At 47.9% G+C, this 25,727-nt stretch carries 23 protein-coding genes; 8 read left to right on the top strand and 15 right to left on the bottom strand.

Annotation, left to right across the window (positions count from 1 at the left end):
- Positions 1-141: 141 nt before the first annotated feature.
- Complete coding sequence (locus HQ865_RS16465) at positions 142-2,970, top strand: hypothetical protein (protein ID WP_173415949.1); 2,829 nt, start codon at positions 142-144, stop codon at positions 2,968-2,970.
- Positions 2,971-3,321: 351 nt separating this feature from the next.
- Here HQ865_RS16465 and HQ865_RS16460 read toward each other — a convergent pair whose 3' ends face one another.
- The 4 genes from HQ865_RS16460 to HQ865_RS16445 all read right to left on the bottom strand — a co-directional run bounded on the left by HQ865_RS16460 (position 3,322) and on the right by HQ865_RS16445 (position 7,514).
- Complete coding sequence (locus HQ865_RS16460) at positions 3,322-4,530, bottom strand: aspartate aminotransferase family protein (protein ID WP_173415948.1); 1,209 nt, start codon at positions 4,528-4,530, stop codon at positions 3,322-3,324.
- A 201-nt stretch (positions 4,531-4,731) separates the two neighbouring features.
- Complete coding sequence (locus tag HQ865_RS16455; protein WP_173415947.1) at positions 4,732-5,646, bottom strand: alpha/beta hydrolase; 915 nt, start codon at positions 5,644-5,646, stop codon at positions 4,732-4,734.
- A 522-nt stretch (positions 5,647-6,168) separates the two neighbouring features.
- On the bottom strand, positions 6,169-6,729 hold the full coding sequence (locus HQ865_RS16450; protein ID WP_173415946.1) for an REP-associated tyrosine transposase: 561 nt from the start codon (positions 6,727-6,729) through the stop codon (positions 6,169-6,171).
- A gap of 377 nt (positions 6,730-7,106) precedes the next feature.
- Positions 7,107-7,514 carry a hypothetical protein gene (locus HQ865_RS16445; protein ID WP_173415945.1) on the bottom strand — a complete coding sequence of 136 codons (408 nt, stop codon included), beginning with the start codon at positions 7,512-7,514 and terminating at the stop codon, positions 7,107-7,109.
- Between the two features lie 137 nt (positions 7,515-7,651).
- Here HQ865_RS16445 and HQ865_RS16440 point away from each other — a divergent pair, with 137 nt between their 5' ends.
- The 3 genes from HQ865_RS16440 (at position 7,652) to HQ865_RS16430 (ending at position 11,652) form a co-directional block, all read left to right on the top strand.
- Positions 7,652-8,056 carry an EVE domain-containing protein gene (locus HQ865_RS16440; protein ID WP_173415944.1) on the top strand — a complete coding sequence of 135 codons (405 nt, stop codon included), beginning with the start codon at positions 7,652-7,654 and terminating at the stop codon, positions 8,054-8,056.
- 122 nt (positions 8,057-8,178) lie between these two features.
- Positions 8,179-9,162 (top strand): aldo/keto reductase, encoded by a 984-nt coding sequence (locus tag HQ865_RS16435; RefSeq protein ID WP_173415943.1) that lies wholly within the window; start codon positions 8,179-8,181, stop codon positions 9,160-9,162.
- A 576-nt stretch (positions 9,163-9,738) separates the two neighbouring features.
- Positions 9,739-11,652, top strand: coding sequence for a T9SS type B sorting domain-containing protein (locus HQ865_RS16430; RefSeq protein WP_173415942.1), 1,914 nt, complete (start codon positions 9,739-9,741; stop codon positions 11,650-11,652).
- A 119-nt stretch (positions 11,653-11,771) separates the two neighbouring features.
- On the opposite strand, the gene HQ865_RS16425 is transcribed toward HQ865_RS16430, so the two are convergent.
- The 10 genes from HQ865_RS16425 to HQ865_RS16380 all read right to left on the bottom strand — a co-directional run bounded on the left by HQ865_RS16425 (position 11,772) and on the right by HQ865_RS16380 (position 20,615).
- Entirely contained in the window at positions 11,772-13,364 is a 1,593-nt protein-coding gene (locus tag HQ865_RS16425; protein WP_173415941.1) for an FAD-dependent monooxygenase, read from the bottom strand.
- Positions 13,365-13,370: 6 nt separating this feature from the next.
- Entirely contained in the window at positions 13,371-14,081 is a 711-nt protein-coding gene (locus HQ865_RS16420) for an SAM-dependent methyltransferase (RefSeq protein WP_173415940.1), read from the bottom strand.
- Positions 14,082-14,084: 3 nt separating this feature from the next.
- Positions 14,085-14,540: a hypothetical protein gene (locus tag HQ865_RS16415; RefSeq protein WP_173415939.1), complete on the bottom strand. Its 456-nt coding sequence runs from the start codon at positions 14,538-14,540 to the stop codon at positions 14,085-14,087.
- Between the two features lie 49 nt (positions 14,541-14,589).
- A complete protein-coding gene (locus tag HQ865_RS16410; protein WP_173415938.1) occupies positions 14,590-15,846 on the bottom strand; it encodes a pyridoxal phosphate-dependent aminotransferase in 1,257 nt (418 codons plus the stop codon).
- A 196-nt stretch (positions 15,847-16,042) separates the two neighbouring features.
- Positions 16,043-16,357: a hypothetical protein gene (locus HQ865_RS16405; protein WP_173415937.1), complete on the bottom strand. Its 315-nt coding sequence runs from the start codon at positions 16,355-16,357 to the stop codon at positions 16,043-16,045.
- Between the two features lie 86 nt (positions 16,358-16,443).
- Positions 16,444-17,148: an SDR family NAD(P)-dependent oxidoreductase gene (locus HQ865_RS16400; protein ID WP_173415936.1), complete on the bottom strand. Its 705-nt coding sequence runs from the start codon at positions 17,146-17,148 to the stop codon at positions 16,444-16,446.
- Positions 17,145-17,507, bottom strand: a complete 363-nt coding sequence (locus tag HQ865_RS16395) for a type II toxin-antitoxin system VapC family toxin (protein WP_173415935.1) — start codon at positions 17,505-17,507, stop codon at positions 17,145-17,147. The genes HQ865_RS16400 and HQ865_RS16395 overlap by 4 nt, the downstream gene beginning before the upstream one ends.
- Complete coding sequence (locus HQ865_RS16390; RefSeq protein ID WP_173415934.1) at positions 17,497-17,745, bottom strand: hypothetical protein; 249 nt, start codon at positions 17,743-17,745, stop codon at positions 17,497-17,499. Before HQ865_RS16390 ends, HQ865_RS16395 begins: the two co-directional genes overlap by 11 nt.
- A gap of 24 nt (positions 17,746-17,769) precedes the next feature.
- On the bottom strand, positions 17,770-19,545 hold the full coding sequence (locus tag HQ865_RS16385; protein ID WP_173415933.1) for an aromatic amino acid hydroxylase: 1,776 nt from the start codon (positions 19,543-19,545) through the stop codon (positions 17,770-17,772).
- Between the two features lie 101 nt (positions 19,546-19,646).
- Positions 19,647-20,615, bottom strand: a complete 969-nt coding sequence (locus HQ865_RS16380) for a lysylphosphatidylglycerol synthase transmembrane domain-containing protein (RefSeq protein WP_173415932.1) — start codon at positions 20,613-20,615, stop codon at positions 19,647-19,649.
- Positions 20,616-20,851: 236 nt separating this feature from the next.
- On the opposite strand from HQ865_RS16380, the gene HQ865_RS16375 reads away from it, so the two are divergent.
- Both HQ865_RS16375 and HQ865_RS16370 read left to right on the top strand, forming a co-directional pair.
- Positions 20,852-21,721: a carbon-nitrogen hydrolase gene (locus tag HQ865_RS16375; RefSeq protein ID WP_173415931.1), complete on the top strand. Its 870-nt coding sequence runs from the start codon at positions 20,852-20,854 to the stop codon at positions 21,719-21,721.
- A 142-nt stretch (positions 21,722-21,863) separates the two neighbouring features.
- Positions 21,864-22,910 carry an agmatine deiminase family protein gene (locus HQ865_RS16370; RefSeq protein WP_173415930.1) on the top strand — a complete coding sequence of 349 codons (1,047 nt, stop codon included), beginning with the start codon at positions 21,864-21,866 and terminating at the stop codon, positions 22,908-22,910.
- 107 nt (positions 22,911-23,017) lie between these two features.
- On the opposite strand, the gene HQ865_RS16365 is transcribed toward HQ865_RS16370, so the two are convergent.
- Positions 23,018-24,175: a PH domain-containing protein gene (locus tag HQ865_RS16365; protein WP_173415929.1), complete on the bottom strand. Its 1,158-nt coding sequence runs from the start codon at positions 24,173-24,175 to the stop codon at positions 23,018-23,020.
- A gap of 268 nt (positions 24,176-24,443) precedes the next feature.
- Between HQ865_RS16365 and HQ865_RS16360 the strand changes: the two genes are divergently transcribed.
- Positions 24,444-25,286: a LiaF transmembrane domain-containing protein gene (locus HQ865_RS16360; protein WP_173415928.1), complete on the top strand. Its 843-nt coding sequence runs from the start codon at positions 24,444-24,446 to the stop codon at positions 25,284-25,286.
- A 33-nt stretch (positions 25,287-25,319) separates the two neighbouring features.
- A complete protein-coding gene (locus tag HQ865_RS16355) occupies positions 25,320-25,655 on the top strand; it encodes a DUF4288 domain-containing protein (RefSeq protein WP_173415927.1) in 336 nt (111 codons plus the stop codon).
- Positions 25,656-25,727: the final 72 nt, after the last annotated feature.

Raw genomic sequence — 25,727 nt, 5'->3', positions numbered from 1 at the left:
TTTACCAAACTGCACCAACCATGCGGTATTTATTTAACCAATATTTAAACCATTGCTTATAATACATGTCAAACAAGCTTAATTAACCTTTATCCCGTCCTTTTATTTATGAATTTATTGAAATACCCCGTTCTTAAATCATTGAGCATCATTTTGTTGCTCGGCCTTTCGCTTTTTGCCAAAGCGCAAACCCCGCAAAGTGGCATTAAAGATGTAATGGCCAAAATAGATAGCTTCAACTATCATATGCCTGCCGAAAAACTGTATATGCAGTTTGATAAACCCTATTACGCCGTTGGCGATACCATTTGGTTTAAAGCTTACCTGTTAAATGCCAACCTCAATTATTCGCCGCTGAGCAGCCGCCTTTATGTAGAGGTGCTGAACGATAGTAGTAAAGTGATCCGCCGTATGGCCTTCCAGATGGGGGTGGGGATTTCCTGGGGCAATATTTCGCTGGAGGGGATGCGCGAGGGTTCTATCAGCATCCGCGCTTATACCAACTGGCAACGCAACTTCGGGCAGGATTACTTTTTTACCCGCGCATTTTATATCTCTAATCCGCAAAAGCAAACCTGGCTGGTAGCGGCAAATAGCCAGCTATCCGATGCCAATAATATAAAAATGAACGTAAAGCTGAGCAGCCTGGATAACCAAACCACCGGCCTTAAGCAAATGCAAATGCGTGTGCTTGATGGTAAAAAGGTGCTGTTTAAAGGCAATGCCCAAACTACCGCTGAAGGCTTACTCGACCTGAATTTCCCGCTGCCCGATAAAACCCCGGTGAAGAACCTGGTACTGGTGGCGCAGGATAAAGCCGACCCGAAAAAGCAGGTGGCCATACCCGTAAACACCCGCCGTGCCAAGGATGTAGATGTGCAGTTTATGCCCGAAGGCGGCTATATGGTGGCAGGCCTGCCCGCGCACCTAGGTTTCAAAGCCATTGGCGATGATGGTAAGGGCGTAAACATCAGCGGCAAAATAGTGAACGCTGCAGGCGAAGAAGTGGTTACCCTGCAATCAGCCTATAAAGGCATCGGTACGGTCGATCTTGCCCCGCAGGCCGGTGATGTATATACCGCTAAACTTACTCTGCCCGGTGGCCAAACAAAGGATGTACCGTTGCCTGCTATTAAACCATCGGGTACCGAGATCAGGGTGCGCAACATTGCTACCCGCGATAGTATGGACGTATCGGTATTTATGAGCGCCGACCTGGTTAAACCGGGCAGCGCCTATTACCTGGTGGGCCAGGCCCGTGGCGTAGTTTGTTTCGGCGCCAGTATCCCTACCGCCCGTGCATTTGCGACGGTGCATGTGGCAAAAAGCTCGTTCCCTACAGGTATTGTGCACTTTACGCTGCTTAACGCCCAAAACCAGCCACTTAACGAGCGCCTGACCTATGTAGATCATCACGATAACCTGAAGATAGGTGTCAGTACCGCGCAAAGTACTTATGCCGCGCGCGACAGCATCCCGGTTAAAATATCGGTGCGCGATGCCGCCGGTAAACCCATCATTGGCAGCTTCTCTTTAGCGGTTACCGACGATACCCAGGTTAAGACCGATAGCGCCAATAATGATAATATTACATCGCGCTTCCTGTTAACATCCGATCTGAAAGGCTTTGTAGAAGATCCTGCCTACTACTTTACCGGCGATAAGAACGCCTGGCAGGCACTGGATGCCCTGCTGCTTACACAAGGTTGGATAGGCTACGACTGGAACCAGATCAAAGCCATCCCAAAACCAACGTTCCAACCCGAATATCAGTATACTGTTAACGGCCGGGTGGGTAACCTGCTCAATAAGCCTGTAGCCAATGCCCAGGTGGTGCTATTGGCAAGAGGCCGTTATAATTATATAAAAGATACCCTTACCAATGCCGAGGGCCGCTTTACTTTCCGCAATTTTCCATCGATAGATAGCGTAACCTTTGTGCTGGAAGCGCAGAATAAGCGCCATAAGGTTATTAACTCGGGTATTACGGTTGATGAAAACCTGGCACCCGATATCATTAAGGAAAATACGCCGCGCGCCACCCCATGGTATGTAAACAGCGACGCGGCCATGTTGAACTTCGTTAAAACCAACCCATCATACCATACCGAACTGGATAAGGCCCAATACGGCCCGCAGGGCAGGTTGCTGAAAACCGTTACCATACGCGACAGGGCCATGGTGAAAGGTTCGCAAAACCTGAACGGCGCCGGCGAAGCCGACCAGGTGATTGACGAGGAAACAATTGTAAATGCCAACAAAATGTCGCTGGCCGACCTGCTTGAGCAAAAAGTAACCGGCTTCCATACCGGTTATTTGAGCAAACCCGGCGGGGGCCGTGGTTCTGGCATACCAAAGGCCCCGCCCGAACTGATGTATATGCTGAAGGATAAAAAGGTAAGCTTTTCGTTCGATGGGGTTTACCTGAACCGTTTTTACCAGCCAATGGATACCGATGGCCCGGCCATGCCTAACGAGTTTTATAATTACGTGAAACAATACCTGGATTACTTTACCGCCGAGGATATTAAAGGCATCGAAGTAATGTATACCATGCGCCGTACCAACAACTATAATACGCAAAACCTTACACCCGAAGAACTGATGGCCGAAAGCCCTGCCGGGGCACGCGGCTCAGCTACAGCCTATATCGAGATCACTACCCGTGCGGGCAACGGGCCGTTTACCCAGCATGCTGCCGGTATTTACGTGTACAAGCCGCTAAAGAATACGCTGCCGGCCATATTTTACCGCCCGCGTTACCCGGTTAAAAACGCGCCCGCCAAATTTGCCGACCTGCGCTCTACCATCCACTGGGAACCCACTGTGGTAACCAACAAGGATGGCGAAGCAACCGTATCGTTCTACGCGGCCGATAAACCGGCTACCTATACCCTCACCCTCGAAGGTGGCGACCTGAAAGGCTCGGTAGGTTATCAAACACAAAAAATAACCATCGGCGGGAAATAGAAAGTGAATTTATGATATTGATAAAAAAGGCTGTATTGATGATCGATACGGCCTTTTTTATATGGTAATCAGCACCAATGCCCTAATGGCAGCGTAGCGAATGACTAATGACTAACTGGGGCGTTGCCTCCGGCCCGCGCTTTCCGCTCATACTGCACGGGGCCTTAGCCACAGGGCCGGTATCCGCTGCAATCGCTAACGCGGCCGGCCCACTAAAATTTGTCATTGCGAGCGATGGCGAAGCAATCCCATAGGATATTCAAACAGAACCTGCCTGTGAGATTATTAATGGTTTGTTTTTAAAGGGCATTAATGAGCTCCCGTTGGTCGGTTGTTCGCATCGCACCCAATTCACAAACCCCCACTACTCCTCGCAATGCCATGGTCCATAGCCTCCAATATCACCCCACAAGCCTCACGTATCTGCTCTTCAGTAATAATCAACGGTGGCGCTATGCGCATAGAGTTGCTACAATGTAAAAACCAATCGGTTATTACACCGTTGGCGATGCATCGGTCGATGATTTTTTTATTCGTATCGAAGTCGGCCAGTTCAATCGCCAGCATCAGCCCCTTACCACGTACCTCCTTAATAGCCGGGTGAACCAGTAACTGGCGGAATAACGCTTCTTTGGAAGCTACGGTATCTATCAAATTTTCATTCAGTAATACCTCAAGCGATGCCAGTCCGGCGGCGCAACATACCGGGTGCCCGCCAAAGGTGGTGATATGCCCCAGTATCGGGTTTTCCTTTAATGCCGACATTACTTCGTTAGATGCGATAAAGGCCCCCAGTGGCATACCGCCACCCAACGCCTTAGCCAGCAACAGAATATCGGGCACAATACCATAATGCTCAAACGCGAATAGTTTGCCGGTGCGGCCCATGGCAGCCTGTATTTCGTCTAACACCAGTAAGGTACCGGTTGCTTTGCAGCGTGCGCTCAAGGCCTGCATATATTCAACGTCGGCTACCCGGATGCCTGCCTCGCCCTGTACGGTTTCTACAAATACGCAGGCGGTTTCATTAGTGATGAGGTCCAGATCGGCAGGTTCATTAAAGCGGATAAAGCCAGTACCTGGCACTAACGGGCGGTAAGCCTGTTTGTACTCCTCGTTACCCATAATGCTTAATGCGCCCTGCGTACTGCCGTGGTACGATCCATAACAGGCCAGCACCTGGCTGCGGCCGGTATAACGCTTAGCCAGCTTCATCGCTCCCTCCACCGCCTCGGCCCCTGAGTTAACAAAGTAAACCGACTGCAAGTCATCAGGCAGCAGCGATACCAACTTTTCGGCAAACTTTACCTGCGGACTTTGCACGTATTCGCCGTAAACCATCAGGTGCAGGTATTTATCCAGCTGGGCTTTAATGGCATCAATTACATATGGATGCCCGTGCCCGGTATTACTCACGCCAATACCGGCGATCAGGTCGATGTAGGCTTTGCCATCCTTATCGTAAAGGTAAACACCCTCGGCCCGCTCAAACTCCAGCAGCAGGGGGAAGTTGGTGGTTTGAGCATTATTGGCTAAAAAAAGTTGACGATGGGTAAGCATGGGGCAAATTTAACCATGATTTTTGTCTGAACCATGATTTATCGGATTTTTAGGATAACAGGATTAAAGAATTTAAGCACAGAGAACACGGAGGTTTTCACAGAGCGCACAGAGATATACTTAAGCCAAATCTATTTTTCATTTGCAAAGCTCCGTGTCCTCTGTGATTCTTTCTCTGTGCGCTCTGTCAAATAACCAACTCTATCGCCCCAATAAAAACACCAACGGCACATCCAACCTTTTACCCCACGAGTTTTCAGAATGATCGGCCCCGGGATAGAATTTGCTTAAAAAGTTTTTGCCCTGTGTGTACCCTTTTGCCAGCATCAGCGAATCAGCTTGTTTTTGATAGGGCGCGTACAGCGCATCCAGCGTTTGGTCGCCGTGATCGAAGTAGATTTTATGGCTCCGTGCCGATGGCAGGTGTTTGCCGTACCATGCCATAAAGGCGACAGGAATGGGGTTATTGTCCAATGCGAATGTCCCCGGCCAATGGGTGGAAAGGCATACTGCGCCGCCAAATACCTTAGGATATTCGCAGAGAGCATACAGCGATATCAACCCACCCATGCTCGACCCGGCGATGAACGTATTTCCTTGATCTTTCAGCGTAGGGTAATGACTGTCGATATAGGGCTTCAGCTCCCTTACAATAAACTTCAGATAATCATCCGAATTTACCTTAGCCGACAGTAATTTACCCGCAGTGGAACCGATATCGTATAACGAATCCTGCACCTGGGCTGGCAGGCTTTCAAAGGGCTTTTGCGGGAAGTACTCGTGATGGCGGTCGGCATTACCATTCCAGATGCCGACTACAATGCAATCCTTTATCTTATGTTCGGCCAGCAGGCGGCCCATGGTTTCATCTACGCCCCACTCTTGCTTGTTCCACATGATAGCGGCATCAAAAAGGGCCATACCATCGTGCATGTATAATACGGCGTACTTTTTATTAATGCTGTAGCCATCGGGCAGCCAAATATCCACATTGCGGGCAGGGACAAATTTCGAAGGGAACTTTTCGATATGCTGGATGGTGCCGCTGCTTACTTTGGGCGTTTGGGCGAAGGTTATGGTGCTAACAAAAATAAGCAGGGCAAGCAGTTTGCGCATGGCTGTATGGATATGTTATGCAATATAAGCAGCGCTTAGCGCCCGGCAAGAGTTTAGTTTTAAATTGATACCCTTTTGTAGAATCTTATCGTAAAAAGCTTTCCAGACTTGTTTTAAGAAGTGCTTTTTGAGGAGCATTCCATATCAAAGAACGGGGAAATATCCAGCACCAGCACATACTTTATATTTAAAATAAGAAGGATTTTTAAAGGATTGCTTTTGCAGGATAGTACAATCGAATTGATTATACCGGGTGCAGGTAGCTACAATATACGAAAAATTGGGCGGAATGACAAGTTGAGATTTATGCTGTACATGCTCGTTTAACACAAGCGGGGACGTGGCTGTTGCACAACGAGCTTATTGCATTGATATTTTAAGATCATGGCTTGTAGCAAGCCATGATCAATTTTAAGTAATAATGTTTGCTATACTATAATCCGGCTTACCATAAAGCATTATTAATGCCTCCAAACTGGCGCGAGTATGCAGCGTTAGGTTGAGACGGGCGTACTCGTGCCTTTATGCCACCAATGGATCAACTAAAATTATATCGACCATACCTGGTAAACCATAATAATCGCGCGCGCTGCTATATAAATAATCCTGTGGTTTGTCAACAATGCCTGCCACTACCGGATTGTTATGTATATAATCCAGCTTTTGATGCAATATCCTGAAATCATATATTTCTATCGGGTGATTATCTTGTTGCCAAAGCTGGAAATTTATATTCTGGCTGTTCTTTCTGCCCGCTCTTTCCATCATCCATAACATCCATTCTCTGCGGCTTTCGCCAGGATGATTTTGTATAGCGGCTTTCAGCGCTATCGAAGTATGCTTTTTCATATCGCGCATAATATCTTCCAGCTTTGCGCCATTACTGCCTATAATCATATGTACATGGCTGGTCATGATACACCAGCCATATATTTCAAACCCTTTGTGGGTTTGGCAATATTTCCACGAGTTGAGCATGATATCTTTATAATCGTTTCGTATAAAAAGATCTATCCAGTTCACTACGGCAAAACTGATAAAGTATAGTTTCTCCTGGTCTCTGAATTTATACTTGACACTCATACTTGTTTAAAAATACAATAATTATATAAACAACAAAACCCGGCTTTTGCCGGGTCTTGTTGTTTGGTCTTACTGGTCAAGGCACGAGTACGCCCGTCTCAGTCCAACGCTGCATACTCGCGCCAGTTATGGGGCTTACCCTCCGGCGGCTGCGGGCTTTCCACTACTATCCCTATCGCGGAAAAGCTAAGACGCCAAAAGCCCCTAACCGGAAAGGTTACGGGTTTGAATAGTATTGTTGGCTAAGACACGAGTACACCTGCCTTAACCATCGCTGCATACTCGCGCCAGTTAGGGTGCTTGCTAGGCACGAATCAGCCCAATGCTGCATACTCGCGCCAGATAGGAGGACACACATGCATCAGCTTAGGCATCAATTAAGGAGTAATGGGAACTTGTTTCATTACATAAACAGAAAATCCAAAGTTTATAATAATAAAAGCTATAATACCAATAACAAACCATGTCCCCTTGTTATTCTTTTTTTGTGGAAATCGATCAAACTCATCAATATATTTTTTCCATCTTTTGTCGTGTATAAAGGCAAAATGATTTATTAAAAATATGACTAAAAGCGGAAGTAAAACTTGAAAGGAAAAGACACTCAAATGTCCGTTTCTACCTGTAAGGGGCATTAAATAAAAACCAATAGATGCTAATAAAAGAGCCTCTAACCAATCAATTGCAAATGCGGCCGTTAGGTCGTTGGGAAACAATGAGGGAGATGCTTCACCAAATTTATAAAATTTATAAAAAAGGTAATAATATGCTTTCTTTAAGTTCATTTCTATCTAATTATGGTTGACATATTATAGGACTTCCCCTCCGCTGGCGCACGCGTGCCTCAATCCCCTAAAAATACTATTTTTTTATTCTCCCCACTTTTCCGCATTTTTACCTCCGTCAAAAATCATCATCGAACATGAACCACTGGTTAGTAAAATCCGAACCTGTAAAATATAGCTGGGAGAAATTTAATAAAGACGGCCGCACCTTTTGGGATGGCGTGCGCAATTACCAGGCCCGCAACAACCTGCGCGAAATGAAGGAGGGCGACCTGGTGCTGTTTTACCACAGCAACGAGGGCAAGGCCGTGGTAGGCATTGCCAAAGTGGTGCGCGAATTTTACCAGGACCCCACCACTGAAGACCCGAACTGGGTTGTGGTCGATCTATCGCCCGTGCAAACCCTTAAAACCCCGGTAACGCTGGAAACGATAAAAGCCGACGGGCAACTGAAGAATGTTAGCCTGGTGCGCCAGGGCCGCCTCTCGGTAATGCCGTTGAAAGTGGAGGAGTTTGACCGGATATTGGAGTTGGGAAGTTAGTATAATTAAAGGATCGTCATCGCGAGCGATAGCGTGGCGATCCCCGAAATACAGAGCCGCTCTGCAAGTCGGGGATTGCCAAGTCGCTATCGCTCCTCGCAATGACGTTTATTGATAAACACATGCACTACAGAAAATTTAAAGATACCGACATAGCCGAGGTTGGCCTGGGCACCTGGCAATTAGGCAGCGCCGATTGGGGTGTTGTAGACGAAGAAGCGGCCTTTGGCATTTTGCAAGCTTACGTAAATGCCGGCGGCAATTTTATTGATACGGCCGATGTTTACGGCATGGGCGTGAGCGAAACCGTGATCGGTAAGTTTTTGAAGACCACCGATAAACAGATCCACGTGGCTACCAAGCTGGGTCGCCGGGGCGACGCGCCGAATGGTTGGCCGCAAAATTTTACTTACGATGCCATGCGCCGCGCGGTGGAAGATTCGCTGAAGCACCTGGATGTGCCGCATTTGTTTTTAGAGCAGTTGCACTGCATCCCTACCGAAGAGATGCGTGCAGGTAAAGTGTTTGATTACCTGCGCAAACTACAGTCGGAAGGGTTGATACAGCATTTTGGTGCCAGCGTGGAAACATCCGAAGAGGCGCTGATCTGCCTGGAACAGGAGGGGCTGTCATCGCTGCAGATCATCTTCAACCTGTTCCGCCAGCATGTGGCCGACGAAGTGTTTGCCAAAGCGGAAGAGAAGGGCGTAGGCATTATTGTCCGCGTGCCTTTAGCCAGTGGTCTGCTGACCGGCAGGTTCAATGCCGATACCCAATTTGCCGCTAAAGACCACCGCAACTATAACGCCAACGGCGAGGCCTTCAATGCCGGTGAAACTTTCTCGGGCATCGATTTTAAAGAAGGCGTAAAACTGGCCGAAGAGATAAAAACCCTGCTGCCCGACGAACGTACCGCCCAATGGGCCATCCGCTGGATACTGGACCACCCGGAAGTGACCACGGTGATCCCCGGCGCGTCGAAGATAAGCCAGGTAGATGGTAATGTGGCCGCGTCGGCATTGCCGGCCTTACCTGCTGAGACACACCGGGCTTTACGGGCTTTGTATGATGAGAAGATATTCAAGCAGATAAGAGGACATTTTTAACCGTGCCGCCGTTGTAGTCGGTTTGTCCCTGAAGTTTTATAGTTCTCTCTCTTGGGACTATCGTGTGGACACATCTTACCAACTTGTCATTTCGAACGAACCATGGGCAGGGTAGTGCGGTTGCGTGAGGAGAAATCTTGTACGTGCGACCGGCTTCATATATAAGATTTCTCACCCTTTCCTCGCTCTTGCCCTCCCGCTAAGGGTTCGAAATGACAAGTTGCTCTTATTTAGAGATGTGTCCACAACGATAGCTCTTGGGAGGGGCGCGCCGGGCAGTGTAGTGGCAGGGGTTTAGGCACAATGTGGTATCGCAGAAACCCCTCCCTTCACCCTCCCTATGGGAGGGGATCGCACTGCCCAACGCTTTTGTCCTTTTCACATGGTCTGTGGGGTACAGACCATTCTCCGCTTGTTTATCCGCTACATCTTAACCACTACTTATTGTAATTATTACACCAGGTTTCATAAAAGCTTCACCAACAAACTATATATTTACAAAACCAATTTATTAGCGCTGCAATAATTGCGAAACCTTAAGCCATGTTGCATCGTGCTAAAAATGCTTTTGTTAATATGCGATACCTGATACTATTGATTATTTGTTACCTGTTTGCCGTGAGCGTTGGTTATGCGCAGTCGCAAACATGTAACGGTAGTTTGGGCGACCCGATTGTGAATATTGATTTCTCTAACAGTAACCCTATCCCCAACCTAACCAATTATACGTATACTTCAGGTACCCCCAATGATGGTTACTATACCATTACAAAGTCTACAGCAGGCATGTTTGACTGGTGGGCCGCTACTGATCATACAGGAAACGGTTATATGATGGTGGTGAACGCCAACGTATCTAAAACAAACTATTTTTTTCAGCAAAAAATAACCGGCCTATGCCCCGGTACTACCTACGAATTTGCTGCATGGTTACTTAACATGGCAAAAACCGTGAAGACGGCTACCCCTAATATCACGTTTCAAATAACAGATGCATTAGGGAATCAGACCCTGATAAATACCGGCGATTTGCCACCCAGCATCAGCGCTAAGGACTGGAAACAGTACGGTATTTTGTTTACAACCCCTGCTGTAGGTGGCGATATTACATTGACAATGATCAATAATGGAGCAGGCGGCACAGGTAATGATATAGCGGTAGATGATATCACCTTTCGCCCCTGCGGGCCGGTTATTAGTTCAAGTTTCCCCGTATTATCATCACAAAATGCCAGCGGTTGTGCGGGTACAGCTCAAAGCTATAAAATGATTGCGCAGATACCGGCCGGCGGATACCCAAACCCCATGTACCAATGGCAGGTAAACAGTAATGGTACCTGGACAGATATAACCGGGGCAACCACTACAGATTACACGGCCAATTTTACCGCGGTTACAGCTGTAGCCGGCACATATCAATACCGCATGGCCAGCGCCAATGGGGGTAATATCACATCGCCAACGTGCAGGGTGGTGTCTAACGTGCTTACACTCACTATAAGCGATATACCATCTGTAAGCGCGCCGCCAAGCGTCTCCGTATGCGAAGGGCAGCCGTTCTCGCTTACCCTACGGTCAGGTTCCGACCCAAATAACACCTATACATGGACACGGTCCAAAGGTGGGTATAGTTCGTCCTCTGCTAATCTGTCTATCCCCAATGTGCAGTTAAGCGATGATGATACATATACAGTCACTGTAAAAAATGCCGCGGGTTGTACGGCCACCGCGTCAACCATCCTTAAGGTAAGTCCCAAAGTAACGGCATCGGTAAGTAATGCTAATTTTACCATCTGCGAGGGCGATAAGGCACAGTTATCAGCATCGGGCGGTACTACTTACTCCTGGTCGCCGGCAGTGGGTTTAGATAATCCTAATATAGCCAACCCTCAGGCTAATCCAACCAAAACCACAACTTATACGGTAACTGTTAGCAACGCGACGGCTTGCAGCGCTACAGCACAGGTAACCGTAAACGTTACCAATAAGCCGCAAATCAGCGCCGGCGCCGACCAAAAAATGACCGAGGGGCAAACCATCACGCTCAATGGCAGTGTTGACGCTAATGCCACCAGTTATTACTGGACACCATCTACCGGACTAAGCGACCCGAACGCGCTGCGCCCAACGGCGAGGCCCACCGAAGATATTACCTACACCCTGCACGCCACCAGCGGCGCCCCCTGCTATTTTGAAACGACAGCTGACGTATTTATCCGCGTTTACAAAAAGGTAGTAGTGCCCAATACTTTTACCCCTAATGGCGATGGCATTAACGATACCTGGAACATTGTTGCGCTGGAAACCTATCCCGAGTCGTATACGCAGGTGTTTAACCGCCTGGGCAGGGTAGTGTACCAAACGCATGGCTATGCCAAACAATGGGATGGCAGCACGGGTGGCGTCCCACTGCCCGAAGGCGTTTATTATTATAAAATTGATTTGAAGCCCGGCACCGTGCTATCGGGCTGGGTAGCGATTGTGAGGTGATGCCTAGGGGGCGATGTGCAAAATGTGCTTATATGCAGATGTGCAAATGAGGAAGTTATGCGAGAATTTTATCATCTGCATATTTGCACATTTTCGCATTTGCACATCGGGTTCCCCCTTTAGGGGGTTAGGGGGCTCAGATACCTATCCATCCTGTCCGGGTCAACCGCATCGTTCATAAAGCCGATGTGCATATCGGGGCGCACCAGTATGCTGCGATGCCGTCCCTTGCCAACCTCGAAGGCATCAAACACATGCTGGTTTTTTTCGGACGGGGGCAAATAATAAAAGTTGATGCTGCCGTTATAGGTTTGCGTAAGCCAGCGTGCAACTTTAAACAGGTCCTCTTCTATCAGCTTCCCTAAAATGATCAGCGTGAAGCCGGGTTTAAAGCACCATTGGTGCAGGTCGGTTTCTTCCTGTTTCTTCTCGTCGAAAATAGTGAGGCAGGGCAATCGGTCGCCGGCCTTTATTTTTTTGGCGTTGCTAAGGTGCAGGTTCAGCTTGCTGTCGCGATAGGTGATACCTGTTTGCGATACGGTAAGGAAAAAGAACTTGCGGATACGCTCCTTGCTCCACATAAAGTGCAGCAGCCGTGTCATGATATATTTTTTGAAGGTGCGCGACAGGATACCTTTAGACATGGCGAACTTAAAGGCGCTGTCGGTGGTTTTTAGCAGGCGTTTAGCTACCGGCATCCGTTCTTCGGGATAAGTATCCAACAGGTTGGCATTTGCTTTTTGGTTGATGACCATGGCCAGTTTCCAGGCCAGGTTGTAGGCATCCTGTAAACCAGTATTCATACCCTGCCCGCCAACCGGCGAGTGGATATGCGCCGCGTCGCCAATTAAAAAGCAGCGCCCCAGCCTGAAATTATCGGCCATGCGGTGATGCAGTTTATAGGTGATGAGCCAGCGGCATTCCTCAACCGATATCCCGCGACCGACTATAGCGCTTAAGGATGGCAGCACATCGTTCAATTCCAGTTCACTACCGTCTTCGTTCACCCCGTCAGGCAAATTGCCAATAATGCGGTAGTAGCCCTCCTGGGGCATGGGGAAGAATCCGGCCAGACCTTTTGTGGACAGGAAAACGCGGATCAGGTCGATATCGTAACGGTCGGCAAGCTTTCCGTCTATGAGGTAAAAGAGGCTTTTATAGGTATCCCCGTTAAAAGGTATGTTCAGCGATTTGCGTACCGGGCTATGCGCTCCATCCGCGCCGATCACCCAATCGGCGGTTAGGGTTTGGGTTTTGCCATTGGCTTCCAGCGTCGCGGTCGCCTTGTCGGTAGTTTGAGTGATGTGTGTCAGCGTGGTATCCCAGTAAACAGGGCAGCAATTCATTGTGAGGTAATCCAGCAGGGTACGCTCGTTGCTGCTTTGGGGGTACATCAGGATGAAGGGGTAGGGCGTAGTGCCGTCGCTTACACTGTCCATCAGCAGTTGCGCGCCGGGTTTGCCGTCATCGTAAAAAGTTATCCCTTTGGCAGGTTTACCATCCTTCAGTACCTTATCAACAATACCCATCTGCCGGTAGATCTCCATAGACCGCGCCTGAACAGCCAGCGCTTTACTATGGCTGGTCGGTCCCTGCCGGCTATCGATAATAACAGGTTGAATGCCATAGCGCAGCAACTGCGCGGCCATCATCAGGCCAGACGGGCCGGCGCCTGCAATTAAAACCGATGTATGTTGCCCGCTGATCTGCATGCTTTATCAGGGGTGGAAAAGTAAAAAGATGGTTGGTTTTTTATGCAGATCGGGTGTTTGCTTTTTCCAGGCGGCGATGCTTTGGGTTTTCACCATTTCATCGGCCGCGGTAAGGTTGCAGGCAATGCACAGGCGGGTGGCGGGTTTGCAGGTGCGCAAAATTTCTTCCAGCATGGGGTTGTTGCGGAAGGGGGTTTCTATAAATAGTTGCGTTTGCTTATGGCGCTCGGCCTGGTTTTCCAGTTCTTTCAGGCGGCGGGCACGATCGGCTTTGTCAATAGGCAGGTACCCATGAAAGGTAAAACTCTGCCCGTTAAAGCCCGATGCCATCAGCGCCAGTAAAATAGAACTTGGGCCTACCAACGGCACCACTTTTATGCCTTTGCGATGCGCTTCGGCTACTATTTCCGCGCCGGGGTCGGCTACGCCGGGGCAGCCGGCTTCGCTCATCAGGCCAACATCTTTACCCGCCAACAGACCTTTAAAAAAGTCGTTATCGTTTTTATCCCGGTTATGCTTACCATAATCGTGTATCAGCAATTCGCTTTGAGGCGTTTTCAGACCGGCTTCCTTCAGGAAGCGACGGGCGGTTTTTTCGTTTTCGACGATGTATTCGCTTATCTGATTGATGGTATCCACCAAATATGGCGTAAACGATTTGCCCGCGGCTTCATCGGCCAGTGGTACAGGGATGAGGTAGAGTGTTCCCGCGGGCATGGTTTAATTGTGCTGAAAGATATATACTGTAAACTGATTACCCGCAGGTGTAGAAACAACCGAATAATACTTAAATTGTATGGCCGATATTTCTGCCAGCCTGAAGGTATTACCGTCTACCGTGATGGTATTGTTTACTTTATCAACACTGTAATTGTAGGTGGATGTTGCCGCTTCGGCGCCGTTGCAATGTACCGTGCCATTGTCTACCAGCATGGTGCCATCCGTGTTAAAAGTATAGGTGTCGTCGGTATAACAGGCGCTTATGGGGGCATAGTTTATCGTGCCGCCTTTAGGGTTGGTAGCGGGATTAGCATCATTGCCGCTAATTATCCAGGCTTTTGTTGTAAGTAGGGCCACGTTAACCGAAGCGGTAGACGTATCTATCTCGTCGGCCTTTTTTTTACAGGATGCCAATACAAGTAAACTACAGGCAATAAATAAACAAAGCTTTTTCATCTACAAAATATAATAGCCCTCCCCATCGGGGAGGGTTGGGAAGGGTGTGTTATTTCAATTTCAATAAAGCGTCTTTTATGCGCGGTATCATCTGCTGGATATCCTGCAGCGAACTTGCACCCACCGAAGCCCTGAACCAGCACATACCCTCGTCGGTACCAAAAGCCGAGAAAGGCACTAAAGCCACTTTGGCTTCTTTGATGAGGTAAAAGTTCACATCTGCCGAATCTTTGATCACCGTTCCATCGGGCGTAGTTTTACCTGCATAATCAACCTTCACGGTTAGATAGATAGCGCCCATCGGTTCGATGGAATCGACATTTAAACCATCGGCCTTTAATTGCTGGAAGCCTTCGTGCAGGGCTGCCAGGCTTGCCTGTATTTTGGTCTTCAGGTCGCCAAGGTAAGCGTCAACCTGGTCATCATGACGCAGGTAATCGGCCATAGCTACCTGCTCGGCCTTAGGCGACCATGCACCCATGTGGCCTACAATAGCTTTCATGTTATCGATAATTTTGGCCGGACCGAAGCCCCAGCCTACGCGCACGCCGGTAGCGGCAAAGCATTTAGATGCGCCGTCAACAAAAATGGTTAAGTCGCGCAGTTCGGGGCGCAGCGTTACCGGGTTGTAATGCTGATGGGTACCAAAAGTTAATTGCGAATAGATCTGATCGTACAAAATGTACAGTGGTTTTTCGCCTGCGGCGCGGGTTTTGTTCTCGGCAATTACCAGATCGCATATTTCTTCCAGGTCTTTTTTGGTGAACATGGTACCGGTAGGGTTCAGCGGCGAGCACAGGGCCAGCAGCGTAGCACCTTTCAGGTGTGGGGCCAGCTCGGCAGCCGTAGGCATAAAGTTATTTTCGGGCGTGGTTTGCACAATGATGGCGTTGGCGCTGGTCAGGTCGCTGTAGTGGTTGTTGTTCCACGATGGTGCCGGGAATACCACGGTATCGCCGGGATCTACAATAGCCAGGAAGATAGAATAGATCAGCGGGCGTGAACCACCCGATATCAGGATCTCGTTTGCTTGATAAGTTAGGCCCAGGCGCTTTTGAAGGAACTCGCTTACGCTTTCACGCAGATCGAGCACTCCATCGGCAGGGGGATAGTTGGTTTGATTATGGCCATAAGCGCCCACAATACCGGCTTTCAGTTCGGCGGGGATAGGGTATAAATTCGAGTCGAAATCGCCGATGGTAAGGTTGGCAATGTTTTGCCCCTGTTTTTTCAATTCGTTGATCTCGCCGGCAATTTTTATAATTTCAGAACCGCGCAGGTTTTGCGCTAATTTAGATATGCTCATTATTTAAGGTGTTGTAAACTGGGGACAAATATAGTGATTAGTTGGTTGGTGGTTAACAGAATGGCTATTTAACCACAAAGGGCACAGAGGTTTTACACAAAGGGCACAAAGCCGGGCAGCGTTAGATAGTAGCGGATACCGGCCTGTGGCTAAGGCCAGTGCAGTATGAGCGGATAGCCCGGCCGCAGGCAACGCCCTAGCTATTCAATAATTTTGCATTATTGCTAATATCATTATTGAATTTTTTTCGCCAGACCTCTAAGGAGATAGCTGTTTCTTCCGCATGGTCATCAAATACAATCCAACATTTTGCTTCGTTGGATAACGATATTAACGTTTCAATTTCTCTTATAGTAATGATGTCATGGCCGTATTTTCTTTCACCATTGATAACAGCGTCCCATAAAACATATTCCAGATCCTGCGCCCAACCAGCAGCGTAGTATTTTTCTGAAATGTCACTCATGAGCTGAGCCAGTAACTCTTGCTTTATGGTCAGATCTTTTAACATACATTGATTATCTCTGTGTTCTTTGTGCTAATGAATTTGCTATTTCTTTGTGGCCTTTGTGGTTAAATTGCCATCACTACAACAAACTAAGGCGTTGTCACCGCCACCGGCAATATCTTACCATTGAAGAACCTTTGCCCGGTCAGCGCGAAATCGGCGATGTATTTGCCCATTTCGAAAGCCATTACCGGCGATTCGTAACCGGGGAAAGCCTGCTCCAGCATTTCGGTCTGCGCCGAACCTAAGGCCAGGCAGTTCACTTTGATCTTACGGTCGGCCAGTTCAAGGGCCAGGCATTCGGTAAGGGTATGCAAAGCCGCCTTACTGGCCGAATAGGCTGATAAGCCTGCAAACTTAGCACTGCCCTGGAAGGCTCCCATACTGCCAATGTTGACGATGTGGCTATCTTCGGCCATCAGCGGCAGGGTGCTTTGGATCATGCGCACATGCCCTATGTAATTGCTTTGCAGCATCTCTACAAAATCGGCCTCGTCCATATCGGCAAAAGGTTTATTGATGAGTACACCGGCGTTGTTGATCAGCACATCGACCTTGCCTTCAAAACGGGTTTGGATAAATTGCTGCAAACCGTGGTAATCGTCGTGAACAATGTCGAACACCAGCGGGTAAAGTACCGCGTCGGGATTTAACCCTAAGGCAATCTCCAATAATTTGGTCAGCTTATCCTGCGACCGTGCCAGGGCGATCACCTTGTGTTTGCCCGACAGGCATAATTCTAAAACGGCTTCGAAACCTACGCCACTGCTGGCGCCTGTGATGATGATGTTCATATAGTAAATGGGTCGATCAGTTCAACTTTACCACCTAACGATCTAAAATCATTAATGTTGTTAGTTAACAAGGGTAAGCCAGATACAACAGCTGTTGCATAGATAATGGCATCGGGAAGTTTGATCTTATGTTTAGAGCGGATCTTGATGGTCTCTTCGGCTATCGCATCAGATAACGGCACTACCGGGAGTGCATTACAAATATCAAGTAAGAAACCATGTTCGTTGGGGTCTTTGAAAGGATAGCCCAAAGATTCTATTTTAGTAATGACAGAAATAGCTGCCTTTTCGTTCAGAATGTATTCAAGGTTCAGTTCGGACTTCGACAGGTAGATCAATACATTCGTATCAAAGATCACGATCCCATTCCTTTCTTATTTCGCGCTGCCATTCAGATGGATCTTCGATATCTTTGAAAAGATCTTTGCCTTTTGAATCATCAATTATCCTTTTTAGCTTTTCATACTGGCTTAAAGGCTCTTTTAAGGTTTGTTCATTTCCCTCAACCTCTATATCATGCACAAAAGGGAGCTCTCTCAAGATCCGCTCTACTGATCCTAAGCGCTCGTCGTCAACTGTGAAGCTTACTTTTGTCATAGTATAAAGGTAGCAAATTTCTGCCTAAACCACCAACGCCTGCTCCACCGGGTGCTTGATTAAATAAAACCCATCGCTGATCAATTTCTTCAACTCCGGTTCGGTAGCAGCCTTGTGTTCAAGAAATGCGCGGATATCATCGGCCAGTTGGGGTTCCAGTTCTTCGTGATCAAGTATCTCTAGTATCTCCATGGCGCACAGCCAGTCGTCGTGATGGTTCTTTTCCAGTTGCTCCCAAACATTGCCCAGGTATTGGTACCCTTTTTGGCTTTGACGACAATTGCGCACCTGCCGGTAAAGGTGGTGTAGTTCCAGCAGGCGCGCGTCGTACTGTATATGGTGTGTCCCGGTGTTCGATTTATAGCTGATCTCTTCAAACGCTTCCTTATCAGCCGCGCCGCAAAAAACCGAAGTGATCAGTTCGCCTACAGCCATATCGTATACGCCCCACGATGGGTCGAACAGAATTTGGCTTTCAGCATCTTTAACTGTGCAATCCTCAAAAGCGATGATCTGTAATTTACCTCCGTTTATGGTGATGGATTTTACTTTGCCCACTAAGCTGATGCCGCTCTCAAAATTAAGGTAAGCGGTTTTGCCTTCCTGTATGCCGGCTGTAAAGCGTTGGCCTTCGGTAAAGTCTTCTAATGGTGTACTTTGATCTTTCAGTTTGCCCACGGGCGAGCTGAAGCCATCTTTATGATAATTTTTTCCGTGGCCTTTTAGCTGCTTATTATTATAAGCCAATGTCGCCGGACCACTTAGTTTGATGAATGATGGTGTGCCTTTATCGGTCTTAAAATCGCTAACCGTACCGCTAACCTGCAAGCCCGAACTGTATACCACTGTGCAGGTATTGTTGCTTTCTACCGCCTTTTGCAGTCCGTATGCGCCACCTTTGCGGAAGGCCATGGTATCGGCAAACTCTTCCAGCACGTCTATCAGGTTTTGGAAGGTAGGGGTTACAAAAAGCTGCGGTTGCTGCTTGGTGATATCGTAGCTGTAGTTTACCGCGTCGATAGTATAAGGCAGTTTCTTTACATCGGGCAGCATACAGGTAGAACTTTCGCCGATGGATGATAGCAGGCCGGCCCCATATATTTTGGGGTTATCCAGCGTACCGATCAGGCCGTACTCTACCGTCCACCAGTGCAGGCGGCTTAGCAGGGCCATTTCCGATGGTGTGCCGATATTTTCCTGGCGATAAGCCACTAACTCTTCAGCTTCCTTGATAGCTTCAGGGTCAGCATCGGGCATCTCTTTTAATATCGATAGCGAACGGATAGCCTCGTACAATTCAAAATCCTGTGCCGAGAACATGGCCCTGGCACCTATCGACCCAAAATAACTCAGGTATTCGTGATAATCCTTATCGGCAATGATAGGCGCGTGCCCGGCCGATTCATGAATGATATCGGGTGCGGGGGTATATTCGATATGCTTTAACTGGCGGATATCGGCGGCTATGACCAGCACCCGGTAAGCCTGGTACTCCATAAACGCCGCCGGCGGAATAAAGCCATCAACCGTTACGGCGCCCCAGCCAATTTTGGCCAGCGCGTTGTTCATGTCCTGCAGGTTGGGGATATGCTCGATGGTCAGCCCCGCTTTTTGCAGGCCGGGGATATAGGGGTAATAGGCTACATCTTTAAGGTAGCTATAGTTTTGGCGCATCACGTAGCGCCACACGGCATGGTCTATAGGGGTGTAATGATCGTAATGCTGATCTACAATAAATTGCTTTAAATGGGCGGGCAGGGCAGCTACCTGCGGATTATTAAAATCATTAAACTGGCTCATAGATAACCGTGCGTTTATAATATAACGCCAAGTTATGCATAAGGTTGCGAGCTTTCCAAATTTCAGAATATGATTCTAAAATTGGTCTAAAAAAAGAAATATTATTCTTCTATAGGGTGATTTTCCAATTTTGGTTTGTCGGCGCTTTTTAAGCCCTCTTCCAAACGTTTAGGTACCAATACATAGTATACACCCAGTAAAGCCACAATAATAGAGATAAGGTAGAAACCAAAGCTCAGGTACACGGCCATATCCTCGGTAAGGTTAAACTGGCGCGCCAGGGTAAGGAACAAGGCGTCGCGAATGCCCCCGCCACCTAAACTAAACGGAATAACCGCCGCCAGCGAGGAGAACAGGAATGACAATAGGTAAGGGGCAAACTTGCCATTGAACCCCTGCGCCATTAGCAGGCAAACAATGGTAAGCAACTGCATGCTTTGCACACCGATAGCCTTGCCATGTGCCTGGAAAAAGTTATGTGTATAATCCTTAAAAAACTTACGGGCAACCGCATAGTAAATTACCGAACCGATAGATACAATGGTAAGCGGAATGGCCAAATGATACGGGAAACTTGGTATCAGGATAATTAGCCCCACCACAATAGCGCCGATGGCCCAGAAGCCGCTCAGCCTGTCGAACAATATGGCCCAGAATACTTTTTTGGTGGGCAGGTTATAGCGTTTATGTAGCAGGTAAATTTTGTAACCATCGCCACCGATGCCGCCGGGCAGCAATACGTTGTAGCACAGCCCCAGGAAATACAGGCGCAGGTTAAAGCGCCAGTCTAACCGTAAACCTATCGATTTAAAGAAGCTTAATAACCGCCACGACGAGAACAGCATTGAGCCACAGTAAGCCAGTATGGCAGCGGCCAGCCATCCGCGGTCGGCATGTACCAGGCGGTCTTTAATTTTAACAAAGGGCACTTTGCTGAATACGTAATACAACAAACCACCGGTAACGGCTATGATCAAGATGACTTTTACAACACCCCAAAGCTTGCCCTTCCAAGTCTTGTGCTCGGTGCCTTCGTCAACAATTTCTTCTATTTCTGAGTTTTCTGACATTGGGGGCAAAGATAATGTTTTAGTTAAATAGTGATTAGTTGATTAGTGATTAGGACAATATCGTTACGCAGAATTAACATAGTTTAACAGTTTTAGTGATTAGCAGAACATTGGGCAGGTAGTATTGGTTTAAAAGTAGCAAAGGTGTTTGTCATTGTTAAATACTAATCTCTAATCACTAATTAACTAATCTCTAAAAAGAACTATTTTTGCGCCAAATTTATCAGACACACGTTATGAGCAAGGTTAATGTTGGAATTGTGCAAATGAGCTGCGTTGCGGATAAGCAACAGAATTTGCAAAAAGCTATTGTTAAAGTGCGCGAAGCCGCCGCCAAAGGCGCGCAGATCGTTTGCCTGCAGGAGTTGTTTACATCGCTTTATTTTTGCGATGAGGAGAACTACGATAATTTTAAACTGGCCGAAGCTATCCCCGGCCCGTCAACCGATGAACTTTCTAAAGTAGCGGCCGAACTGGGTGTGGTGATCATCGCCTCGCTGTTCGAAAAACGCGCGCAGGGGGTTTACCACAATACCACCGCCGTGTTGGATGCCGATGGCGCTTACCTGGGCAAGTACCGCAAGATGCATATACCGGACGACCCGGGCTTTTACGAGAAATTTTACTTCACCCCCGGCGATCTGGGCTATAAAGTGTTCAAAACCAAATTCGCTACCATAGGCGTACTCATCTGCTGGGACCAATGGTACCCGGAAGCTGCCCGCATTACCGCATTAATGGGTGCCGAGATCTTATTCTACCCAACGGCCATTGGCTGGGCTACTACGCAGGATGAGGCTACCAATACCAAGCAATATAACGCCTGGCAAACCATACAGCGCAGCCATGCCGTGGCCAACGGTGTGCACGTGGTAAGCGTGAACCGTGTAGGCGAAGAAGCCGGCGTGAAATTCTGGGGTGGATCCTTTTTTGCCGACCCTTTTGGCGAACTTTTGCACCAAACCACTGTTGAAGAGGAAGAGGTGATTGTAAAAGAGTTGGATTTAAACAAGTCTGATTACTACCGCAGCCACTGGCCGTTTTTGCGTGATCGCAGGATCGATTCTTATCAGCCGATCACCAAACGTTTACTCGACAACGATTAATCACCACCGCGTCATTGCGAGGTAGCCCCACCCAAACCCTCCCCAGCAGGGAGGGCTTTAAAAGGTTTTTAGAACCCTCTCCTCTGGAGAGGGCAGGGTGAGGCCTCTATATCTGCAATGACAAATAGAGAAGATATACACCATGACCAATACCAACTATCCCGCCGCCAACGGCTTCACATTTCCCGCAGAGTGGGAACGCCACACCGCCACCTGGCTGAGCTGGCCGCATAAGGAAGAATCGTGGCCGGGCAAAATAGGCCTGATATACGATAAGTATGCCGAGTTTATAAAGGAAGTAGCCAAGGGCGAACTGGTGCGCATTAACGTGGCCGACGAGCAGATGCAAACCTTTGCCCGCCTGCAATTGGAAATGGTTGGTGCCGATCTGAGCAAGATCCAATTCTTTCAGTTCCCTACTAACGATGCCTGGTGCCGTGACCATGGACCAGCCTTTTTGGTTAATAATGCTACTAAGCAAAAAGCGATTGTAGATTGGGGCTACAATGCCTGGGGCGGCAAGTATCCACCGTTCGATCTGGATGATGTGATCCCGACCAAGATCGGCCAGCATTTCGGTCTGCCGGTTTATCATCCGGGCATAGTAATGGAAGGCGGCTCGGTTGATTTTAATGGTGCCGGTACCTTGTTGACCACCACGGCTTGTTTATTGAACACCAACCGTAACCCGCACCTTAACCAGGGCGAAATTGAGGGTTACCTGCGTAATTATTACGGTGTAGAGCAAATTCTGTGGCTGGGTGATGGCATTATTGGCGACGATACCGACGGCCACATCGACGATATCACCCGCTTTGTAAACACCGATACCGTTGTTACCGTAGTTGAAGAAAACCATAACGACGAGAACTACCATATTTTACAGGAGAATCTGCAAAGCCTGAAAGGCATGCGCCTGCTTAACGGCAAGCAATTGAATATAGTCGAGTTGCCCATGCCCGACCCGGTGATCTGGGATGATCAGCGCCTGCCGGCATCGTACGCTAATTTTTATATCGCCAATAATTCGGTTATTGTGCCAACCTACCGTTGCGACAAGGATGATAAAGCGCTTGATATCCTGCAGCAATGTTTCCCGGATAGAAAAGTGGTAGGTATCGATTCAACCGAAATTATTTGGGGTTTAGGCAGTTTCCATTGCCTTAGCCAGCAGGAGCCGGAGGTGTAAGTTACTCCCCTTGTGCTACGTTTAATAGTTCCCTCCCATGGGAGGGGTGTGCTGGATTGTGTAGGGGCAGGGAGGGGTTTAGCCACCATGCCGAAACAGCTAAAATATCACAGATCCACATAAAACCATGGCACGTGCAGGTAGCCCTGCTTTTCATGTATGGTAACCGGATCGGCGATTTGGATGCGGTCATATTCACTTTGGCTTACGTCAATTTCCCTTGATGATTGCGTGTTATGCCACGGATTTAAGGTGATGTGATAATGCGCGCCTTTGCCGCTGCTAATATATTTACTTAATACAGTAGTGTTGAAATTGCGGGGCGCAGAATCATCGTACTGGCAATTCAATGTCCTGGTCAACCCAAATCCAAATATCAGGGATACTACCAACATCATGATCGCTTGTCCTTTTGGGGATTCCGCTTCCCGGTTTATGCCCCAATAATATAGCGGTATAAACATTGCCAAAGCAATTCCAAAGGACGGAAGCAACAGCTTGTCGTATCCTAAAATTTCATAATTAATCAGCGAACGGATAAGTAATGATATTGCAGCGATCAAAAAGCCTATCCCGATGAACGGGTATACACTCCTTTTTTTATTGGATAAAAATTTGATCAACCCATGGCTGAAGGCCATCAGAAAGATGCCAATAACCGGGTAAACTATTTCGCAAATAACCGCAACCCGGCCACCTCTTAAAATAATAAGCGCGAAACCGCCTGTGAAACCAATAATGTTGTAGGCTGTACATATAGCCGTCGCTTTTTCCAAAGCTGCCTTGCGGTCATCGGTATTAAAACCGAAACGGTTGTCATCGGCAAATTCTTTTTCTGATTTTTGCAGGTCGGCCGCGTCAAGGTCAGTAAAGCGTTCCCGCAGGTAGTTCACCAACACTTCGTCGTCTGCATAATCGATATAATTGGTTATGGTCATTCGCTTTGCCGATGCGTCAAGCGGCTCAATAATGATCACTTTCTGTCCAATACGGCAGCCTTTTATTTGATCGAAGGCCATTTCCCTGGTCCCGAAGACATTGGCGCGGGTAATGGTATCACCGGCAATAATAACCCGGCGCCTGGCTATATTAATAAACATAAGCACCGAACCCAGCAGAAACAGCAAGGGTATCGAATAAACGGCATAACTGACATTAGGATTGCGGGGCATAGCGAAAAAGAAGATCGCAAAAGCCGCAAGGCCCGCGCCAAGCAGGCCGTAAACTATTTTAGTTCCGTTACCGAGGGTAAATTCCTGGTTCATAATTGGGGTATTTTACCTGCAATATAGAACTAATTTTGTATCACTTAAAAAGCCTTAATTATCTCCGTGCACTCTGTGAAAAACCTCCGTGTCCTCTGTGGTTAAACTCCCCACTCAATCCAAATAAAAATTTTCACCGACATTTCTCCCCCCTTTACCGACTTTGTTCAACTCCCCGCCAACTATGGGTTTGCAAAAGCGTGCTATTATATTAGTTTTACATCATCAATAAAATATTAAGTACAACAATATAACACTAACATAGATCATGAGTATCGACCCAAAATATACACAAGGCCAGCGCAGCGGAAAAGTATTTGCCGGCCTTATTCTTTTAGCAGTAGGCGCAGTGCTGCTGCTGCAACAAATCGGAGGATTCCTGTTCCCGCACTGGCTCATCAGCTGGCCCATGCTGCTGATCGTCTGGGGGCTTTATATCGGCTCTAAAAATAATTTCACAAGGCCCTTTGGCGCGGCTATCATGATATTGATAGGTGTGCTGTTTATTGCCGATGACATTATCCCCGGCCTTTCATTAGAGCGCGCCTTTTGGCCATTGATGCTGATATTTTTTGGCCTGTACATGGTGCTTGGGAAAAAGTATCAATGGAGGAACGGCCATTTTGAAAAATATAAAGGCGGTAATCCTTTCGGCGGGCACGAATACACCAATCCGTTTGAACCCAAAGGTAAGCCCGATCCCAACTTTGATCCTAACGGCCCAACTGCCGATGCCAATGCTTCAGGCACCTACGTACCACCGCTAAGCGGCGATGACCATATCGATACCGTTTCGGTTTTTGGTGGTGTAAAACGCACCATCCTCTCAAAGAACTTTAAGGGTGGCGAGATCGTAAACATCTTCGGCGGTACCGACCTTGACCTTACCCAGGCCGATATTAACGGCAGGGTGGAGATAGAGATCGTCCAGCTGTTCGGTGGCATCAAACTGATCATCCCGCCGCACTGGCAGGTAACATCAGACGTAGCCGCTGTTTTTAGCAGTGTCGACGATAAGCGTCGGAACCTGGGCGCGCCACTAAGCACCGATAAACTTTTGGTGATCAAAGGTGTATCCATCTTTGCCGGAGTTGATATCAGGAGTTTTTAATACAGGTCTATTGATCATAAAATCAAAACAACGATGAACTGGTACGTAGCGAAAATAGTTTTCAGGATAGTAAGCGGCGAGGGCAACCACGATGCGCAATTTGACGAGCAACTACGCCTGATACAGGCCGATAGCGATAAGCAGGCTTTTGAAAAAGCCACCCGTTTAGGCAAGATCTGTGAAGATAACTTTATGAACAGCCAGAAGCAAACCGTGCAATGGCAATTTATAGATGTGCCCGAAATTAACCAGCTAAGCGAGCTGGCCGACGGCACCGAATTGTATTACCAGATAAACGAACCCGCCGATGCCGACCTGTACATGGCATGGGCGCACCATAAATCGGCGCTGATTGGCGTTGGTAACTAAAAAATATTAATTAAGCCTCACCTAAATCCTCTCCAAAGGAGAGGACTTTTAGCCCCTCTCCTCTGGAGAGGG

Origin of the sequence: Mucilaginibacter mali (assembly GCF_013283875.1) — a bacterium.
Taxonomy (GTDB): Bacteria; Bacteroidota; Bacteroidia; order Sphingobacteriales; family Sphingobacteriaceae; genus Mucilaginibacter; species Mucilaginibacter mali.
This window is presented reverse-complemented; position numbering and strand designations above follow the sequence as displayed.

Excerpts from the sequence above, each read along its gene's own strand:
- HQ865_RS16440 (WP_173415944.1), top strand. The coding sequence starts at position 7,652 with ATGAACCACTGGTTAGTAAAATCCGAACCTGTAAAATATAGCTGGGAG.
- HQ865_RS16415 (WP_173415939.1), bottom strand. The coding sequence starts at position 14,540 with ATGAAAAAGCTTTGTTTATTTATTGCCTGTAGTTTACTTGTATTGGCA.
- HQ865_RS16390 (WP_173415934.1), bottom strand. The coding sequence starts at position 17,745 with ATGACAAAAGTAAGCTTCACAGTTGACGACGAGCGCTTAGGATCAGTA.
- HQ865_RS16460 (WP_173415948.1), bottom strand. The coding sequence starts at position 4,530 with ATGCTTACCCATCGTCAACTTTTTTTAGCCAATAATGCTCAAACCACC.
- HQ865_RS16385 (WP_173415933.1), bottom strand. The coding sequence starts at position 19,545 with ATGAGCCAGTTTAATGATTTTAATAATCCGCAGGTAGCTGCCCTGCCC.
- HQ865_RS16355 (WP_173415927.1), top strand. The coding sequence starts at position 25,320 with ATGAACTGGTACGTAGCGAAAATAGTTTTCAGGATAGTAAGCGGCGAG.
- HQ865_RS16380 (WP_173415932.1), bottom strand. The coding sequence starts at position 20,615 with ATGTCAGAAAACTCAGAAATAGAAGAAATTGTTGACGAAGGCACCGAG.
- HQ865_RS16445 (WP_173415945.1), bottom strand. The coding sequence starts at position 7,514 with ATGAACTTAAAGAAAGCATATTATTACCTTTTTTATAAATTTTATAAA.
- HQ865_RS16455 (WP_173415947.1), bottom strand. The coding sequence starts at position 5,646 with ATGCGCAAACTGCTTGCCCTGCTTATTTTTGTTAGCACCATAACCTTC.
- HQ865_RS16420 (WP_173415940.1), bottom strand. The coding sequence starts at position 14,081 with ATGCCCGCGGGAACACTCTACCTCATCCCTGTACCACTGGCCGATGAA.
- HQ865_RS16410 (WP_173415938.1), bottom strand. The coding sequence starts at position 15,846 with ATGAGCATATCTAAATTAGCGCAAAACCTGCGCGGTTCTGAAATTATA.
- HQ865_RS16400 (WP_173415936.1), bottom strand. The coding sequence starts at position 17,148 with ATGAACATCATCATCACAGGCGCCAGCAGTGGCGTAGGTTTCGAAGCC.
- HQ865_RS16365 (WP_173415929.1), bottom strand. The coding sequence starts at position 24,175 with ATGAACCAGGAATTTACCCTCGGTAACGGAACTAAAATAGTTTACGGC.
- HQ865_RS16360 (WP_173415928.1), top strand. The coding sequence starts at position 24,444 with ATGAGTATCGACCCAAAATATACACAAGGCCAGCGCAGCGGAAAAGTA.
- HQ865_RS16435 (WP_173415943.1), top strand. The coding sequence starts at position 8,179 with ATGCACTACAGAAAATTTAAAGATACCGACATAGCCGAGGTTGGCCTG.
- HQ865_RS16405 (WP_173415937.1), bottom strand. The coding sequence starts at position 16,357 with ATGTTAAAAGATCTGACCATAAAGCAAGAGTTACTGGCTCAGCTCATG.
- HQ865_RS16450 (WP_173415946.1), bottom strand. The coding sequence starts at position 6,729 with ATGAGTGTCAAGTATAAATTCAGAGACCAGGAGAAACTATACTTTATC.
- HQ865_RS16425 (WP_173415941.1), bottom strand. The coding sequence starts at position 13,364 with ATGCAGATCAGCGGGCAACATACATCGGTTTTAATTGCAGGCGCCGGC.
- HQ865_RS16375 (WP_173415931.1), top strand. The coding sequence starts at position 20,852 with ATGAGCAAGGTTAATGTTGGAATTGTGCAAATGAGCTGCGTTGCGGAT.
- HQ865_RS16370 (WP_173415930.1), top strand. The coding sequence starts at position 21,864 with ATGACCAATACCAACTATCCCGCCGCCAACGGCTTCACATTTCCCGCA.
- HQ865_RS16430 (WP_173415942.1), top strand. The coding sequence starts at position 9,739 with ATGCGATACCTGATACTATTGATTATTTGTTACCTGTTTGCCGTGAGC.